The sequence below is a fragment of the Streptomyces sp. NPDC046203 genome, from assembly GCF_040646255.1.
Classification (GTDB): Bacteria; Actinomycetota; Actinomycetes; order Streptomycetales; family Streptomycetaceae; genus Streptomyces.
Genome location: NZ_JBEYZX010000017.1, coordinates 81,409 through 98,497, shown reverse-complemented (window position 1 = coordinate 98,497; position 17,089 = coordinate 81,409). Strand labels below are relative to the sequence as shown.

General features: G+C 72.8%; 10 protein-coding genes. 2 read left to right on the top strand and 8 right to left on the bottom strand.

The features are described from left to right. Nucleotides 1–41: 41 nt before the first annotated feature. Entirely contained in the window at nt 42–3,854 is a 3,813-nt protein-coding gene (locus tag ABZ990_RS15985) for a S8 family peptidase (RefSeq protein WP_361231192.1), read from the bottom strand. A gap of 270 nt (nt 3,855–4,124) precedes the next feature. On the opposite strand from ABZ990_RS15985, the gene ABZ990_RS15980 reads away from it, so the two are divergent. Next, nucleotides 4,125–5,282, top strand: coding sequence for a helix-turn-helix domain-containing protein (locus ABZ990_RS15980; protein WP_361231230.1), 1,158 nt, complete (start codon nt 4,125–4,127; stop codon nt 5,280–5,282). 159 nt (nt 5,283–5,441) lie between these two features. Here the strand turns inward: ABZ990_RS15980 and ABZ990_RS15975 are convergent, their stop codons facing one another. The 4 genes from ABZ990_RS15975 to ABZ990_RS15960 form a co-directional block, all read right to left on the bottom strand. Beyond that, nucleotides 5,442–8,093, bottom strand: coding sequence for a bifunctional FO biosynthesis protein CofGH (locus tag ABZ990_RS15975; protein WP_361231190.1), 2,652 nt, complete (start codon nt 8,091–8,093; stop codon nt 5,442–5,444). Nucleotides 8,094–8,288: 195 nt separating this feature from the next. Then, complete coding sequence (locus tag ABZ990_RS15970; RefSeq protein WP_361231188.1) at nt 8,289–8,750, bottom strand: prevent-host-death family protein; 462 nt, start codon at nt 8,748–8,750, stop codon at nt 8,289–8,291. Nucleotides 8,751–8,789: 39 nt separating this feature from the next. Next, a complete protein-coding gene (locus ABZ990_RS15965; RefSeq protein WP_361231186.1) occupies nt 8,790–9,620 on the bottom strand; it encodes an LLM class F420-dependent oxidoreductase in 831 nt (276 codons plus the stop codon). 185 nt (nt 9,621–9,805) lie between these two features. Continuing rightward, complete coding sequence (locus ABZ990_RS15960) at nt 9,806–10,402, bottom strand: hypothetical protein (RefSeq protein ID WP_361231184.1); 597 nt, start codon at nt 10,400–10,402, stop codon at nt 9,806–9,808. Nucleotides 10,403–10,508: 106 nt separating this feature from the next. Between ABZ990_RS15960 and ABZ990_RS15955 the strand changes: the two genes are divergently transcribed. Then, nucleotides 10,509–11,270, top strand: a complete 762-nt coding sequence (locus ABZ990_RS15955; protein ID WP_361231182.1) for a GNAT family N-acetyltransferase — start codon at nt 10,509–10,511, stop codon at nt 11,268–11,270. A 258-nt stretch (nt 11,271–11,528) separates the two neighbouring features. On the opposite strand, the gene ABZ990_RS15950 is transcribed toward ABZ990_RS15955, so the two are convergent. The 3 genes from ABZ990_RS15950 to ABZ990_RS15940 all read right to left on the bottom strand — a co-directional run bounded on the left by ABZ990_RS15950 (nt 11,529) and on the right by ABZ990_RS15940 (nt 16,614). Then, on the bottom strand, nt 11,529–13,094 hold the full coding sequence (locus ABZ990_RS15950; RefSeq protein WP_361231180.1) for an APC family permease: 1,566 nt from the start codon (nt 13,092–13,094) through the stop codon (nt 11,529–11,531). Nucleotides 13,095–13,381: 287 nt separating this feature from the next. Beyond that, on the bottom strand, nt 13,382–14,872 hold the full coding sequence (locus tag ABZ990_RS15945) for an aldehyde dehydrogenase family protein (RefSeq protein WP_361231178.1): 1,491 nt from the start codon (nt 14,870–14,872) through the stop codon (nt 13,382–13,384). After that, nucleotides 14,869–16,614 (bottom strand): D-aminoacylase, encoded by a 1,746-nt coding sequence (locus ABZ990_RS15940; RefSeq protein WP_361231176.1) that lies wholly within the window; start codon nt 16,612–16,614, stop codon nt 14,869–14,871. The genes ABZ990_RS15945 and ABZ990_RS15940 overlap by 4 nt, the downstream gene beginning before the upstream one ends. Nucleotides 16,615–17,089 lie beyond the last annotated feature (475 nt).

Sequence of the window (17,089 nt, the reverse complement as noted above, 5' to 3'; positions counted from 1 at the left end):
GGGCCGAGCCGAACCGTCTCAGCGGCGGACTCTCACCGACGTCACCGCCGGACGACCCGGTACGCCCGCGTCACCGTCTGGTCGACGGAGTTCCCGTCCGCGTCGGTGGCGCTGACCCGCAGCGAGACGAAGCCCGCGGTCGCCGGGTTGACGATGGTGCCGCTCAGGGAGCCGTTCGGGGAGCCGCTCGGCTTGCCGTCCAGACGGACCTCCCGCCAGGACGCGCCGTCGTCGTACGACGCCCACAGCTTCACGCCGGTGACCTTCGGACCGTCCGTCAGGCCCTTGGGCTGGCGCAGGCCCAGTCCGATCGTGGTCCGGGAGCCGGTGCCCGCGCTGTTGGCCAGGTCGGTGCCGAGCCGGTAGTCGACCGACAGGACCGGGAGGAGCGTCGGAGACTGCCCCTGGCCCTGGCCCTGGGCGGAGTGGAAGCGCCAGTCGGTGTGGACCTTCGGGGAGGTGGTCCAGCCGGCGGCGTCCCGCTGGACGTCCGTGACCAGGCGGTACTCGGCGCGCTCCGGGCTCATCGGGAAGGCGACGGCCGCGGCGGCCGCGGTGCCGAGCAACTGCCCGTCCCGGTAGACGGTGGTGGACTCCTTGTCGGTGACGTAGTTCCCGCCGGCGATCCACTGGTCGCTGCCGCTGTCGAGCAGACCGACGTTCCGCACCACACCGACCGTGCCGACCCGCACGGCGGACTGCTCCATCGCGCTCGTCAGAGCGGTGCGGACCACGGCCTTGTTCCAGTCACGGCCGAGCCGCTGACCGGCGGCGAGCTTGCCCTCCTCCGTCGTCAGCGAAGTGCCCTCGGCCGTCCACACCGGCCCGACCCGCACGCTCTCGGCGGTGCGCACACCCGCGGTGACGTACTCGGTGAGAGTGCTCGGCATCGTCCTGCGCTTCAGGGAGAAGTACGCGACCGACTGCATCGGCGTGCGCATCAGCCGGCTGTACCCGCCCTCGGTGGCGGCGGTGGAGGCGTGGAAGCGGTGGTCGACGGTGGCCAGTTCCCCGGCCCGGACGCGGTAGCGCTGGTCGGCCGGGATGCCGCCGTTGCCGTACTTCACCAGCTCGTAGGAGTACGGGCTGACCGCCGTGCCGGTGAAGGTGATCCGGGGATCGCGGAGGGCCAGCATCCGCTCGCCGTCGGTGCCGGAGGCCGTCATCGCGGGGATGCGGGTCTCCTTCGGGCTCCAGTTGCCGGCGATCCAGCCGCCGGGGGTGTCGTTGTAGACGAGGACGGCGAGCGCGCCGGCGTCGGCGGCCGCGCCGACCTGGGCGTACGTCGTGCTCGACGGGTCCCGCTTGACGAGCGCGAGCTTGCCCCGGACGTCCTCGCCGGGCTTGGCCACGCGCAGCGCCTTGGTGCCGTCGAAGCGGGCGGAACCGGTCCAGCCCTCGAAGTAGGTGACGTCCAGGTCGCGGGTGCCCTGGCCCTTGGCGGCGAGCCGGGCCGAGAGCGCGGGCGCGCTCATCGACCAGCCGACGCGCGACTCGAAGAGGCTGTCGTCGACGGTCGGGGACGGGACCGAGTAGACGGCCGTCTCGCCGCCCAGCCAGGTCTCGCGGCCGTGTATCGCGTCCGCCGTGGGAGAGCGGTCGGCCAGGCCGACGCGGACGAGGTCCGGCTCCGACGGCAGGGGGGTCCGCATGGTGACCGGGCCGGCCTTGGAGCCGTCGAAGGTGAAGGTGCGGTCCGCGTCGATCACGGTGACCGGCTGGGCCGCGTACGTGTACTCGTGGAGCATGCTCCAGTCGGGACTGTAGTGGTAGATCTCCGCGAGGAACGCGTGCTCGCCGCCCGGTATCCGCACCACGGCGGTCCCGTTCTCGTCGACCGGGTAGGTCTCCGGCAGCTCCATCTTGTCCACGGCGGTGACGCTGACCGCGGCGACGCCGTCGGTGGGCTTGCCGTCGCGGTCGAGGACCTTCAGCGTGACGTCGTACTTCCGTACGTCCCGGCCGAAGCCGATCGCGGTCACCGCCGTCGTGCCGCCGTCACCGCGCGCGGTGACGTGCGCGCCGTGCGAGCCGGTCGTGACGCCGGCGGTGTCGAGGGTGAGGGCGACGGCGGCGGTGCCGTGCGCCGGGACGGTCACCGAGTCGGCTCCCAGGGCGAGTACGCCGGCGGGCAGCTTCCCGCCCGCCTCACCCGCGTCAGAGAGCGAGAGCGCAAGGGTGACAGGCGCGTCGCCGTCGTTGACGTACGAGATCTTCTTCGTGACCGGCGCGGTGTCGTCCCAGCCGCGCAGCCCGAAGTCGACCGTGCCGCTCGCCGACAGCGTCTGCCGGACCGCGCGGGCCACGTCGACGCGACCCGCGCCCTGGGCGTACACGGAGGTGTCGGCGGTCGTCTTCGCGGCGCTGATCAGGGCGTCCTTCAGGCGGGCGGCCGTCCAGTCGGGGTGGCGCTGGGCGAGGATCGCGGCGGCGCCGGCCACGTGCGGCGTCGCCATGGAGGTGCCGCTCGCCCGGGTGTAGAGGTCGCCGACCGGGGTGCCCATGGTCGTACCGGCCGCGCGGGCCGCGACGATCCCGGCGCCCGGGGCGGTGATCTCCGGCTTGAGCCCGCCGTCGCCGCGCGGGCCCCGGCTGGAGAAGTCGGTGACGGCGTCGTTCGCGTCCACGGCACCGACCGTCAGGGCCGCGGCGGCCGCGCCGGGGGTGCCGACGGTCTTCGCGCCGGGACCGCTGTTGCCCGCCGCGATGGCGAACAACACACCGGTCTCGGCGGTCAGTTCGTCGACCGCGAGGGCCATGGGGTCGGTGCCGTCGGCGCCGTCCCCGCCGCCCAGGCTCATGGAGACGACCTTCGCGCCGGAGTGCGCGGCCCAGTCCATGCCCTCGATGATCGAGGACTCCGAGCCGGAGCCGTCGTCGCCGAGCACCTTGCCCACCATCAGCTTGGCGCCGGGGGCGACACCCTTGTACGTGCCGCCGGAGGCGGCGCCGCTGCCGACGATCGTGGACGCCACGTGCGTACCGTGGCCGTGGCCGTCGCGCGCGGTCTCGCCGGGCACGAAGCTGCGGCTCTCCTCGATCCGGCCGGCGAGGTCGGGGTGGGTCGCGTCGACGCCGGTGTCCAGCACCGCGACCTTGACGCCGGTGCCGTCGTATCCGGCGGCCCACGCCTCGGGGGCGCCGATCTGCGGGACGCTCTTGTCGAGCAGCGCCTCGACCCGGCCGTCCAGCCAGACGTGCTGAATGCCGCCCGACAGACGGGACTTGGCGGTGCCGGCCCGGGCGCTGTCGTCGTCGACGGCTTCCCAGAACGTGTCGCCCTTGCTCTTGTCGGCGCTGACGGCCGCACCGTGCACGCCGGGGAGCTTCCGGACCAGCCGGGCGCCGCCGGGGGCCGCCGTCCGCTGGTCGCCACCGTCGCCGTCGTAGCGGACGATCAGCGGGGTCGCCGTGCTGTGGGCGTCGTCGAGACCCTGGGCGATCAGTTGCGTCACGTTGAACAGCCGTTTGTCGACACGGCCGTTGTGGATCAGCGGCTCGACGTCCCGGGGGATCACGTACACGTCGGTGCCGACGGTGTACGTCCGCAGCCCGGCGGTGCTCTTGCGGTACGGCTGGACGTCGACCCCGACGGTCTTCCCGGCCCGGGTGGCCACCGTGACCCGGTCGCCGGTCACCAGGGTGACCGTCGTGGTGCGGACGGCGTCCTGGGACGCGGGCGCGGCGGTCACCCGGTCCTTCCCGGCCGGTCCGCTGCCGGCCGGTCCGCCACCGGCCGGTCCGCCGCCGGCCTCCGCGGGGAGCGTGGCGGCGCCGTACGCGTGGCCGCCGGCGGCCATCGTGGCGGCCAGGGCGAAGCCGAGCAGCGCGGTCGTCCGTCTGCGTCGTCGCATGCTGAAGCACTCCTTCCGCCGGGCGGCGGGGGTTCCGGCCCGGCGGAACCAAGAGTCGACAGAAACGAACACTTCCGCCACGGTCCGTGTCTGACGAAGAAACGACATGTCCACTCGCCGCCAACTTGCCAGGACGACCGGGCCTTTGAGGGCACCCCTGTGGTATGCGGCGCTCTCGTTTCCAGTGGGTCCCCTGTGCTTTGATCACGCCGTGCTCTTCAGGCATACGCGCAGGCCGGGCCGGGTGGAGGCATCGTGGGGACAGGGAACATGCTGGAGGCCGCGGGGGTCGGCGCCGGGGAGGAGCGGGTGTACCGCTTCCTCGTCGGGGCGCGGGAGGCCGACGCCGCCACCGTCGCGGAACGGCTGGGGCTCGACGAGGCCCGGGCCCACGGGCTGCTCTCGTCGCTCCACGACAAGGGTCTGGTGGGGCGGGTCGCCGAACCGCCGGGAGGTGACGCGTCGGAACGTGCCGCACCGGGACATGCCGCGCCGGGCGGCGGCCCGGCACGCTACGTCCCGGTGGCGCCCGACGCGGCGCTGCGTCCGCTGCTGCTGCGCGGGCACGAGGCCCTGGAGTGGGCGCGGCGGGGCGTGGACCAACTCGCCGAGGATTACCGGGCCGGGGGCCGGCGGCATGCCGCCGACGAGCTGGTCGAGATCATCACCGGGGCGGGCGTGATCCGGCAGCGGCTGCGCCATCTCGCCTACGGGGCCCGGGAGATGCGCTGGCTCTGCAAGGCCAACCCGGTCGCCCTGGCCGCCGAGGAGAACGACGAGGAGTGGGAACTGCTCGCCCGGGGCGTGCGGTACCGGACGATCTACGAGCGTGAACTCCTCGAACAGCCCGGCATGGTGGACAACGTCGAGCGGAGCATCCGCGCGGGCGAGCAGGCCCGGGCGACCGAGACACTGCCGGTACGGCTGGTGATCGCGGACAGCTCGATCGCCATCTGCCCGCTGGTGTACGGGAGTACGGACGGGGATGGGGGCGGGGGCTACTGCGGGGGCTATGGCGGCGACGGTGACGGTGACCGTGACGCGGACCGGGGGGTCGCAGGCGGCCGGGCCCCGGCGGGCCGGACGGGTGAGCCGACGGCCGCCGTGGTCCACAGCAGCAGCCTGCTGGACGCGCTGATCGCCCTGTTCGAGAGCCAGTGGGCGGCGGCGTCGCCGCTGCACGTCACGGACTCGGGAGAGTTGGCCGATTCCGGGGACAGCCCCCTGCCGACCGTGCATCTCGCCGAGGACGAACGGTATCTGCTGTCACTGATCGTCGCCGGAGTCGCGGACAAGGCGATCGCCTCCCAACTCTGGGTCAGCCAGCGCACGGTGCAGCGCCGGATCCAGGCCCTGATGCAGCGCGCGGGGGCCCTGACCCGGACGCAGCTGGTGTGGCAGGCGGCGCAGCGGGGGTGGCTGGCGTAGGGGCGGGAGCGGGGGCGGCGCGGGCCGACGTACGTACGTACACACTCACGCACGTAGCCCTGCGCCGACCCCGACCGGGGAGGCCGGGGCCCGGCGTACGTACGAAGCCCCGCCCCGCGCCCGGAGAAGCCGGACCCACCGCCGCCTCCCGCCTCCGCCTCAGCCCCGGTCGCCCGCACCCTCCACCGGCAGGACCGGCAACAGCTCCGGCAGATGCCCGTCCGAGGCCCTCGCCGCCTGCTGCCGCTCCTCCGGCACCTCCCCGTACAAGGTCGTGCGCAGCCGGGACGGCCGACCCGCCGCGTCGGCGATGGCGGCGAGGTCGCGGATCGAGCGGTACGACCCGTAACTCGATCCGGCCATACGGGAGATGGTCTCCTCCATCAGCGTGCCGCCGAGGTCGTTGGCGCCCGAGCGCAGCATCTCGGCGGCGCCCTCCGTACCGAGCTTCACCCAACTGGTCTGGATGTTGGGGATGTACGGGTGGAGGAGCAGCCGGGCCATCGCGGTGACGGCGCGGTTGTCGCGGATGGTCGGCCCGGGCCGGGCGATGCCGGCGAGGTAGACGGGCGCGTTGGTGTGGACGAACGGCAGGGTGACGAACTCCGTGAAGCCACCCGTCTGTTGCTGGATGCGGGCGAGGGTGCGCAGATGCCCGAGCCAGTGCCGAGGCTGGTCGACATGCCCGTACATCATCGTCGAGGAGGACCGCAGGCCCAGCTCGTGGGCGGTGGTGATCACCTCGATCCAGGTGGCGGCGGGCAGCTTGCCCTTGGTGAGCACCCAGCGGACCTCGTCGTCGAGGATCTCGGCGGCGGTGCCCGGGATCGAGTCGAGTCCGGCCTCCTTGGCGGCGGTCAGCCACTCGCGGATCGAAAGTCCGGTGCGGGAGGCGCCGTTGACGACCTCCATCGGCGAGAAGGCGTGCACATGGATGCCGGGGACACGTTCCTTGACGGCCCGCGCGATGTCGAAGTAGGCGGTGCCGGGCAGGTCGGGGTGGATGCCGCCCTGCATGCAGACCTCGACGGCGCCGACGTCCCAGGCCTGCGCGGCCCGGTCGGCGACCTGGTCCAGGGAGAGGGTGTACGCGTCGGCGTCGGTGCGCCGCTGGGCGAAGGCGCAGAACCGGCAGCCGGTGTAACAGACGTTGGTGAAGTTGATGTTGCGGGTGACCAGGTACGTCACCTCGTCGCCGACGACCGACTTCCGTACGTCGTCGGCGACCGAGCACAGCGCGTCCAGGGCCGGGCCGTCGGCGTGCAGCAGGGCGAGGGCCTGGGCGTCGGTGAGCCGGGTCGGGTCGTCGGCGGCGACGGCGAGCGCCTCGCGCGCGTCGGCGTCGATCCGTTCGGGCGCGGACGCGAGCGCGTCGGGGGTCATCCCGGGCGCGGCGGCCTCGCGCAGCGCGTCCCAGTCCCCGTAGACGTGGTCGAAGTCCTCGCGCCGGTCGGCGGTGCGGCCGGTGGTGTCGATGGTGCGGTGCAGGTCGGTCCGGCCGGCGGCGAGCGCGGTGAACGACTCGTCGGGCTCCTGCCAGGGCAGCCCGCGCACCACGGCGGCGGGGTCGGCGAGCCCGGTGTCGGGGTCGGCGAGGGCGCGGACGTGCGGCAGCACCCGCGGGTCCAGCCAGGGCTCGCCGCGCCGCACGAACTCCGGGTACACACAGAGTCGTTCGCGCAGCTCGAAGCCGGCGTCGGCGGACCGCCGGGCCAGTTCCTCGATGGCGGGCCAGGGGCGCTCGGGGTTCACATGGTCGACGGTGACGGGCGACACCCCGCCCCAGTCGTCGATCCCGGCGGCGATCAGCCGCTCGTAGGCGGAGTCGACGAGGTTCGGCGGGGCCTGGAGGCAGGCCGAGGGCCCCATGATGAGCCGGGCGACGGCGACGGTGGCGACCAGGTCGTCGATCTCCGCGTCCGGCGCGGCGCGCATGGCCGTGTCCGGCTTCGCGCGGAAGTTCTGGATGATGAGTTCCTGGACGCCGTGGTAAGCGCGGGCGATCCGGCGCAGCGCGAACAGCGAGTCGGCGCGCTCCTCGTACGTCTCGCCGATGCCGATCAGGAGCCCGCTGGTGAAGGGGACGGAGGAACGTCCCGCGTCCTCCAGGACCCGCAGCCGGACAGCGGGTTCCTTGTCGGGCGAACCGTAGTGCGGCTGCCCGGGCTCCTCCCACAGCCGCTGCGAGGTTGTCTCCAGCATCATCCCCATGCTGGGCGCGACGGGCTTGAGCCGCTGGAAGTCGGTCCAGGACAGCACCCCGGGGTTGAGGTGCGGCAGCAGCCCGGTCTCCTCCAGGATCCGGATCGCCATGGCCCGTACGTACGCGATCGTGTCGTCGTACCCGTGCGCGTCCAGCCACTCACGCGCCTCGGGCCAGCGGTCCTCGGGCTTGTCGCCGAGGGTGATCAGGGCTTCCTTGCAGCCGAGCGCGGCACCCTTGCGGGCGATCTCCAGGACCTCGTCCGGCGACATGAACGCCTGGTGCCCGTCGCGCCGCAGCCGGCCCGGGACGGTGACGAAGGTGCAGTAGTGGCACTTGTCCCGGCAGAGCCGGGTGAGCGGTATGAACACGCTCTTCGAGTACGTGACGACCCCGGGCCGCCCGGCCTCGGCGAGCCCCGCGTCCCGCACCCGCCCGGCCGTCGCGACCAGGTCGGCCAGATCCTCCCCGCGCGCCCGCAACAGCACGGCGGTTTCCCCCGCGTCCAGCGCCACCCCGTCCCGGGCCCGGCGCAGGGCCCGGCGCATGGCGTTCCCGGTGGGGCGGGAGGAGCCGGAGGGCGCGTGTGATGCCTGGTGATCCGTCATGAACCGAGCATACGAGCCGGGTGCGGGGGTGGGGGTGGGGCGAGGGCAAGGCGGAGCGAGGGCGACCGGGCGTGCGGAAGGGGTTCGCTCAGTCCGTCCCCGAGCCGATGCTGCCGATCCGGCCTGATGCTCCCTGCCCCGCCCCAGTGGATCAGCGCGCAGGGCGTCGCGACAACGGCGAGTGTCGCTTCGGCGTCATGGAGCCGTGACCTCTCCGTGGTCCTCTTCCGGGAGGGCGCGAGTCAGCTCGGCGGTGAGGACGGGATCGGCGAGGATGCGAGCCGTCGCCCTCCACTCCACGACCGTCCGCTGGAGGGCGGCATGAACGTCCGGTGGAGCCGCGTCTTTCATCGCGTCCACAAGGTCGTGGATGAACTCCCCGAGCTCTTCCGCCGCCAGATGACGCGCCCACGGAAAAACCACGGGAAGAGCTCGCCTTATGACCGGGACGCCTCCGGCCGTGTCGATCAGGGCCGCGAGGAGCCGGGCCGTGACGTCCGCGGTCTCCTCGCGGTCTCCGTCGTAGTCGGCGGTGGTGAGATAGAGATCCTGCCCGTCGCGACGCGTGACGAGCAGGCGCCTCTCCCTGTCAAGCGTCTCCGCGACCCGCTTCGAGTTCTTGGAGAGCTCCGAGAAGGTGACAGTGGCGGTCAGCATGCCCGGACTCTGCTTCGGAATGCGTTCCGAAGTCAATTCTCACAGGTATCGGGCGTAATCATCCAGAACGCCCAGCACCGTGCCCTCGTCGCCGGGCGGGAGCTGGAGGACGACTTCCTCGCAGCCGAGTTCGGCGTAGCGGTCGAGCTTGCCGGGGCTCGGATGGACGGCGTACGGGACGACCTGGAGGGCCTTCGGGTCGCGGCCGGCCTCCTCCCAGGCCGTACGGAGGACCGGCAGCGTCTCGGCAAGCCCGCTGCCGCCGATGGGGAGCCAGCCGTCGGCGCGGGCGGCGATCTCGGCGAAGAGCCGGGGCCCCGCCGCGCCGCCGATCAGAATGCGCGGGGCGCCGCCGGCCGGCTTGGGCCAGGCATCCGAAGGGCCGATGGAATGGCCGAAACGGCCTTCGTGAGCGGTGGGATCGGGTGCCCACAGGGCACGCATCAGGTCGAGTCGGTCGGAGACGAGAGCGCGCCGGGTGGACCATTCGACTCCGTGTCCGGCGGCTTCCTCGCGGTTCCAGCCGAGGCCGACGCCGAGGGTGAACCGGCCGCCGGAGAGATGGTCGAGGCTGGCGATCTGCTTGGCGAGATCGATCGGGTCGTGCTGGGCGACCAGGGTGATGCCGGTGCCGAGCCGGAGGTGTTCGGTGACGGCGGCGGCCTGGGCGAGGGCCACGAACGGGTCGAGCGTCCGGGCGTACTCGCGGGGCAGCGGGCCGCCCGCCGGATAGGGGCTCTCGCGGGAGAGCGGGATGTGGGTGTGCTCGGGCAGATAGAGGCCGCCGAAGCCGCGCTCCTCGAGCGCGCGGGCCAGCCGCACCGGGGTGATGGTCTCGTCGGTCAGGAAGATCGTGGTCGAGATCCGCATAGCGGAACGGTAGGGCGTGCGGCGCGGTTTGCCGAGGGCGCGTGGAGCGCCGGAGTGGCGAAACGCGCCCCGCTCACTCCCCCCGCCCCCGTGCGCCCCTTTCACCCCGCGCACCCGGGCCCGCACCCGTCAGCCGTCTGCCACCCGCCGGCCGCCGGCCGCCACACGCTGTCAGCCCTCAACCGTCAGCCGATGGCCGGCTGCGACTCCGCCAGATCGCCGTAACCGCCCGCCTCCCACACCCGCTGCCGGAACTCCTGGAGCGTGAGCGGCCGGATGTCCCCCTGCGGGTCGTCGGCGAGGTGGACGGTGCCGCAGCGGTGGCAGTACCAGCCGCGCCCCCACAGCTCCTCCGCCCGGGCCTGGCCCCGAGTCTTGCTGACGAAGGCGTTCCGGCGCCGGACGAGCACGACGGTCACCAGGACGGTGACGCACAGGGCGACCAGCGAGATCCAGCCCAGGAAGGCCAGGTCGGGGCCGGGGTCGGGCGCGGGGCCCGCGATGTACGGGGCCGGGAAGTCCCCCTGGTCGTCCACCGGCCCGTCGCCGAGCACCTGATCGGCGATCGAGAAGGCCCTGCCCGCGAAGACCCAGCCCAGGAACGTTCCGACGGCCACGATCCCGGTGAGGGCGCCGAGGCAACCGAGGGCGTAGGTCGGCGCCTTCGGTACGGGCGCCAGGGCCTCGGCCAGGGCGGTGGTCACCGGCCGGGCGACCACCCGCGCGTCACCGTCCATGTCCCGTTCGTGGCTGGTGACGGTGGTCCGACCGGCGACGTACACGGCGGGCACCGCCTGCGTCCGGTCGTCCCGCCCGCACCCCGGACATCTGTGGCCGCTCGCCGAAATCATGTTTCCCCCCGTGATCGGACCTTCATACGGTGGCCGCATGCTGACACGCCTTGAGACCTTCTACGACTCTGTCCCCCGAACCGGTTCCCGCGCCGAGGACTTCGGTCCGCTCACCCTCTTCGTACGGGAGGGCGCCGGCTGGCCCTATTACGCGCGGCCCACACTCGGACACACCGGCGAGGTGCCGGTCGCGGCGGTGGAACGGGTCCGGGGCCGACAGCGGGAGCTGGGGGTGCCCGAGGCGTTCGAGTGGGTCGCCGAGACGACCCCGGGGCTGCGGGCGGCCGTGGAGGCGACCGGGCTCCCGGTGCACGAGCACCCGCTGATGGTCCTGGAGCCGGCCGAGGAGCGGCGGCTCCCCCGCCCCGAAGGCGTGGTCATACGGGTCGTGGAGCCGGCCGACCCCGCGCTGGAGAGCGCGCTCGCGGCCCAGTGCGCGGCGTTCGGCGCCCCGCTCGCGCCGGGCGCCGTCGCGGCCACGGCGGCCCGGATCGAGGCGGGCCTCACCCGCCTGGTGGCGGCCGTCGACACGGATGGCACGGCGCTCGCCGCCGGTCAGCTCCAGTCGGCGGGGCCGGTCACCGAGGTCGTCGGCATCGGCACCCGCCCGGAGGCCCGCCAACGCGGCCTGGGTCTCGCGGTGACGGCCGCCCTGGTCGAGGAAGCCCGCGCCCGCGGCGCCGAAACGATCTTCCTGTCGGCCACGGACGCCTCGGTGGCCCGCCTCTACGCCCGCCTCGGCTTCCGCACGATCGCGACGGCACTGATCGCGGAGGCCGAGGCCCCGGAGAACCGATAGCGGGAAATTCTCCATGAGGTGTCACATTTCAGGGGGTTCGGCGCGTCATGAAAGTGAGAGCGAACGGAACCGAGAGACACGGAGAGCCGACCATGACGCACAAGATCACGCCCCTTCTCCCCCGCCCCCGCACCCGCACCCGCACCCGCACCCGCACAGCAGCGTGCGGCCCCCTTCCCCTCCTCACCGAAAACGACAACGCGGCGGGACCCCCCACGGGCCCGCCGCCTTGCCTTCCTTCGCCGTTCGCCCGTCGAGTCAGTCCTCGACGACGAGCGAAGGGGTCTCCTTGGTGAGGACCAGGCCCCGGAAGAAGTCGGGGCTCCGGCGCTGCATCACCAGCATGATGACGACTCCGAGGAGGAGGAGTCCGACGCCGATGACGAACACGGATCCGACGCCGAAGACGGCCGATCCGGAGCCGTAGGCGGGGTCCCACATGTCGTACATGGTCTTGCAGAAGACCGCGGTCAGGAGCACGCCGCCGAGCAGCGGGAACAGGCCCTTGAAGACGACGTCGCGGAAGGAGGCGGTCAGCTCGCGACGGAAGTACCAGACGCAGGCGAACGCCGTCAGCGCGTAGTAGAAGCAGATCATCAGGCCGAGCGCGTAGATCGTGTCGACGAGGACGTGTTCGCTGACGAGGGTCATCACCGTGTAGAAGACGCCGGTGGCGACGCCGGCGACGACGGTGGCCTTGCCGGGGGTCTTGAAGCGCGGGTGGACGCGGGCGTAGGAGGCGGGCAGCGCCTCGTACGTGGACATCGCGAGCACCGTGCGGGCCACGGGGATGAACGTCGTCTGGAGGCTCGCGGCGGCCGACGCGAGGACGGCGACGAACAGCAGGAGACCGAGGACGGGGCCCATGACGGGACCGGCGAGCGCGGCGAAGACGTTGTCGGAGGTCTTCGGGTTGGCGAGGCCGAGGCCCGTGTCGCCGGAGCCGACGGCCATCTGCGCGGCGATGCCGGTGGCGAGATAGGAGCCGACGAGGACGAGCATCGCGATGAGGGCGGCGCGGCCGGGGGTCTTCGTGGAGCCGGTGGTCTCCTCGTTGGCCGTCAGGCAGGCGTCCCAGCCCCAGTACATGAAGATCGACAGCGAGAGTCCGGCGGTGAACGCGGCGAAGGACTGCACCGCGAAGGGGTTCATCCAGGACCAGGAGAAGTCGACCGAGGTCTCGAAGGTGCCGGCCTTCGACAGCGCCATGGCCACGAAGACGCCGAGGACGAGGAGCTGGAGGCCTACGAGCGCGTACTGCACGCCCTTGGTGGCGGTCATACCGCGATAGCTGATGGCGGTGGCGGCGGCGATGAGACCGAGACAGGTGACGATGTGGACGGCTTTGTTGCCGTCGAGCGCGGCGACCGAGGGACTGTTGGTGATCTCCCCGGCCAGCAGCCAGAAGTACGAGGTCGCGACACCGGCCAGATTGGACAGGACGATGATCGTCGCGATGACGAGGCCCCAGCCGCACATCCAGCCGACACGGGGGCCGAAGGCCTTCACCGTCCAGGTGAAGGAGGTGCCGCAGTCCGGCATGGCCTTGTTGAGCTCGCGGTACGCGAATGCGACGAGCAGCATCGGGAGGAAGCCCGCGAGGAAGACGGCGGGCATCTGGAGGCCGACCTCGCCGGCGGTGGAGCCGAGGGTCGATGTCAGACAGTAGACGGGGGCGACGGTGGAGACGCCGATGACGGCGCTGCCGAGCAGGCCGACGGAATTGCCACCGAGGCCTTTGGTGCGCACGCCGTTGTTGTCGCCCGGTGCGGCGACGCCCCTTACCGTGTCTCCGGCCTGGGGCCGCACGTCCAGCTGAGTCATGAACAGGACGTTAAATGCTGCGGTTTCCACATCCGGAAGATCAAGTTCCGGTCAACGGTTCGGCGAGCGCCTTGCATTGAGAGGGTCGAATCGACTAAGCGCCAATGATTGAAAGATCCACCACCGGACCTACCGACCAACTGGTAGGTAGGTCGGGGGGCGTCCGATATGCGGGAACCGCAGCACCACCCCATATGTCCGTTTCCAAAATTTCCCGTGGAATTTTCGGGAACGCCCGCCGCCCCCCGTTTCCCGGCCTTGACGACCCCTCCCGCCGCGCCTCTTCCTCAGCCGCCGGGCCAGACCAGCGCCTGGAGTTCGCTGTACGCGTGCAGCGCGTACGAGCCCACGTCCCGCCCGATCCCGCTCCGCTTGAACCCGCCGAAAGGAGCCTCCATGTTCCGGCCGATCGTGTTGATCCCGACCCCGCCCGAACGCAGCCGTCCCGCCACCCGGAAGGCGCGGGCCATGTCGCCGGACCACACGTAGTCGATCAGCCCGTAGTCGGTGTCGTTCGCGAGCGCGACGGCCTCGTCCTCGTCGTCGAAGGGCAGCACCACGACCACCGGGCCGAAGATCTCCTCCCGCACCACCCGCATCCCGGGCGCGCAGTCCACGAGAAGGGTCGGCGCCACATAGAAACCGAGCTCCAGACCGGGCCCGTCCGGCCGTTCGCCACCCGTGACGACGCGCGCGCCCTCGTCGCGGCCGAGCGACACGTATCCCTCCACCCGGTCGCGATGGGCCGCCGAGACGACCGGGCCCACCACCGTGCCCCGGTCCGCCGGGTGTCCGACCGTCAGCGCGCCCGCGTAGCCGGCCAGCCCCGCCACCAGCCGGTCGTGGATCGCGCGCTGGACGAGGACCCGGGTCGGAGCCGTACAGATCTGCCCGCTGTAGAAGGAGAACGTCGTGCCGATCCCGCGGACCGCCGCGGCGAGAGCCCGGTCGTCCAGGTCGTCGAAGACCAGCGCCGCGCCCTTGCCGCCGAGTTCCATCAACTGCCGCTTCAGCATGCCCCCGCACACCGCGCCGATCGCCTGTCCGACGGCCGTGGAACCCGTGAAGGAGACCATGTCGACCTCGGGAGAGCCGACGACCGCCTCGCCGACGGCGGGCAAGGAGCCGGTGACCACGTTCACCACACCGTCCGGGACACCCGCCTCCGCCAGGGCGTGGGCCATCGCGTACACCGACAGCGGGTCCTGCGGGGCGGGCTTCACCACGACCGTGTTGCCGAGCGCGAGCGCGGGGGCGATCTTGCCGGCCGGGTTGGCCCAGGGGTTGTTGTACGAGGTGACACAGGCGACCACGCCCACCGGGCGCCGTACCGCCAACGCGCCCAGCACGCTGGACGGCCCCATCGGACCGGCCTCGTTCACCTGCGGGGGCAGCGCCCGTTCGACCGGCTCCAGGGCGCCGCGCGCGTACCGCCGGAAGCGGGCGGCGGCCACGGCGACCTGCATACCGCGCGCGGTCGCGGTGGTCGCCCCGCTCTCCCGGCGGGCCAGCCGGGTGTGCGCCTCGGCGTCGCGGGCGATGAGGGCGGCGGCCCGGTCGAGGATCGCGGCGCGTTCCTCCGGCCTCGTGCGGGACCACGTGGCGAAGGCGGTGCGGGCCGCGTCCGCCGCCGCGTCCACCTGGGCCCGGGATGCCTCGGGGGCGAGACCGACGACCTCCTCGGTGGCGGGGTCGACGACCTCGTAGTACCCGCCGTCGGGCTCGACCCGTTCCCCTCCGATGAAGAGGAGTTCGGGCCCGGGGTCTTCCCGGCTCATCGGGTGCTCACCGTCCTCGTGTCACGGCCCGAGCGCAGCACCCGGCCGGGGACGGCCCCGGTCAGCCGGTCGTCGCGGACGGTCTCCACGCCGTTGACGCGGACCGACACGACGCCGAGGGCCCGCGAGTCCAGGCGGGGGCTCGCGCCCGGCAGGTCGTGGACGAGGGTCGCGGGACCCGCGTCGATCCGTTCGGGGTCGAAGAGCACCAGGTCGGCGTGGTGGCCGACGGCGATCCGGCCCCGGTCGCGCAGTCCGAACAGCCGGGCCGGGTCGTCGCTGAGCATCCGCACGGCCCGCTCCAGCGGCACCAGTCTCCGCCCGCGCAGACAGTCGCCGAGGAAACGGGTGGTGTACGGGGCTCCGCACATCCGGTCCAGATGGGCTCCCGCGTCGGACCCGCCGAGCAGGACGTCCTCGTGCCGCCAGGTCTCGCGGCGCAGGGCCCAGGACGCCGGGTCGTTGTCGGTGGGCATCGGCCACAGCACGGTGCGCAGCCCGTCGGCGGCGCAGATCTCGACGAGGCAGTGGAAAGGGTCCTGGCCGCGTTCGGCGGCGATGTCCTCGACGACACGGCCGGTCAGGCCGTCGTTGGCGGCGCTGTAGGTGTCGCCGACGACGTAGCGGCCGAAGTCGGTGAGACGCCGGAAGACGCCGGCCTCGGGGGAGACGGCGTGGCGCAGCAGTTCCGCGCGGACGGCGGGATCGCGCAGGCGCGCGATCCGTTCGGGGACGGGCAGCCCGAGGATCCCGCCCCACCCCGGGATCAGATTGAGGGCGCAGAAGGTGCCGAGCGACATGTTCATGGGAGTGAGGATCGGCATGGTGAGGGCGACGATCCGGCCACCGGACGCGCGGGCCCGTTCGGAGGCCAGGAGCTGGCGCGGGACGCGTTCGGGGACGGCGGAGTCGATGGTGAGGACGTTCCAGTTGAGCGGCCGCCCGGCGGCGGCGCTCATCTCGACGAGCAGGTCGATCTCGGCGTCCGAGAACCGGTCGAGGCAGCCGGCCACGATCGCCTCGATCTGGGTGCCCTCGTGTCTCCCGACGGCGCGGGCGAGGGCGAGCAGTTCGTCGGGGGTGGCGTGCCGGGAGGCGACGGGGGCGCCGTCGCCGTCGGAGTGGGTGGCGGACCGGGTGGTGGAAAGCCCCCACGCCCCGGCGGCCATGGCCTCTTCGAGGAGCGCGGTCATCCGCTCCAGCTGGGCGGGGGTGGCCCGGCCGCCGATCGCGTCCGCCCCCATCGCGTACCGGCGCAGGGCGCAATGGCCCACCATGAAACCGGCGTTGACGGCGATCCGGCCGTCGAGGGCGTCGAGGTACTCGGCGAAGGACGACCAGGACCAGTCGACCCCCTCCTCCAGGGCGGTCAGGGACATGCCCTCGACCTTGGCCATCATGCGGCGCGTGTAGTCGGCGTCCTCGGGGCGCCCGGGGTGCAGCGGGGCGAGGGTGAAGCCGCAGTTGCCGCCGACGACGGTGGTGACGCCGTGGTGCAGAGAGGGGGTGGCGTACGGGTCCCAGAAGAGCTGGGCGTCGTAGTGGGTGTGCGGGTCGACGAAGCCGGGAGCGAGGACGAGCCCGCGTGCGTCCTCCTCGGTGCGGGCCGCCAAGTCGCCGGTGGCGGTGCCGGGTTCCGCGACGAGCGCGATCCGGCCGCCTCGGATGCCGACGTCGGCGGTACGGGCGGGGGCACCGGTGCCGTCGACGACGGTGGCGCCCTTGACCAGGTGATCGAGCATGGCGTGCCGTTCCCTTCCCTTCGGATCCCGTCGGTCCGGATCCCGCTGGTTCGAGCCCCGCGCCCCTTCGCGGGCCGCCCCGCGCATCCCGCGCTCCTGGGGTTCGCTCGCCCGTGTCCCGCGCTCCCGCGTCTCACACTCCCGAGGTCCGGCCCTTCGAAGCCGGCCCCTGCTGACCCCGCCGCTCCGACTCCCGTCCTTCCGGGGCCCTGCCCACGCGGGGTGTGCCCCGGACCGGCGGTCGCCGCGGAACGGCCGCCGGCCGGGGCGGTGAACGGGACGGCGGTCCGGGAAGACACCGCCCCGCGCTGGATGACCGGACGAGCCCCGGAGCCCTCGCGCACCGGGGCCCGCCCGGAACAACGGGACACCGGGACACCGGAACTCTCGAAGCCCCCGGCCCCGAAGCCCCGGACCCGAGACCCCGGACCCCGGATCCCAGCCCAGAGCCACGGGGCCCCGAGCCCCCGAGCCC

What these genes read in the sequence shown, in the direction of transcription:
- ABZ990_RS15985 (WP_361231192.1), bottom strand. Translation starts at nt 3,854, where the DNA reads ATGCGACGACGCAGACGGACGACCGCGCTGCTCGGCTTCGCCCTGGCC.
- ABZ990_RS15980 (WP_361231230.1), top strand. Translation starts at nt 4,125, where the DNA reads ATGCTGGAGGCCGCGGGGGTCGGCGCCGGGGAGGAGCGGGTGTACCGC.
- ABZ990_RS15950 (WP_361231180.1), bottom strand. Translation starts at nt 13,094, where the DNA reads ATGACTCAGCTGGACGTGCGGCCCCAGGCCGGAGACACGGTAAGGGGC.
- ABZ990_RS15955 (WP_361231182.1), top strand. Translation starts at nt 10,509, where the DNA reads ATGCTGACACGCCTTGAGACCTTCTACGACTCTGTCCCCCGAACCGGT.
- ABZ990_RS15965 (WP_361231186.1), bottom strand. Translation starts at nt 9,620, where the DNA reads ATGCGGATCTCGACCACGATCTTCCTGACCGACGAGACCATCACCCCG.
- ABZ990_RS15975 (WP_361231190.1), bottom strand. Translation starts at nt 8,093, where the DNA reads ATGACGGATCACCAGGCATCACACGCGCCCTCCGGCTCCTCCCGCCCC.
- ABZ990_RS15945 (WP_361231178.1), bottom strand. Translation starts at nt 14,872, where the DNA reads ATGAGCCGGGAAGACCCCGGGCCCGAACTCCTCTTCATCGGAGGGGAA.
- ABZ990_RS15970 (WP_361231188.1), bottom strand. Translation starts at nt 8,750, where the DNA reads ATGCTGACCGCCACTGTCACCTTCTCGGAGCTCTCCAAGAACTCGAAG.
- ABZ990_RS15940 (WP_361231176.1), bottom strand. Translation starts at nt 16,614, where the DNA reads ATGCTCGATCACCTGGTCAAGGGCGCCACCGTCGTCGACGGCACCGGT.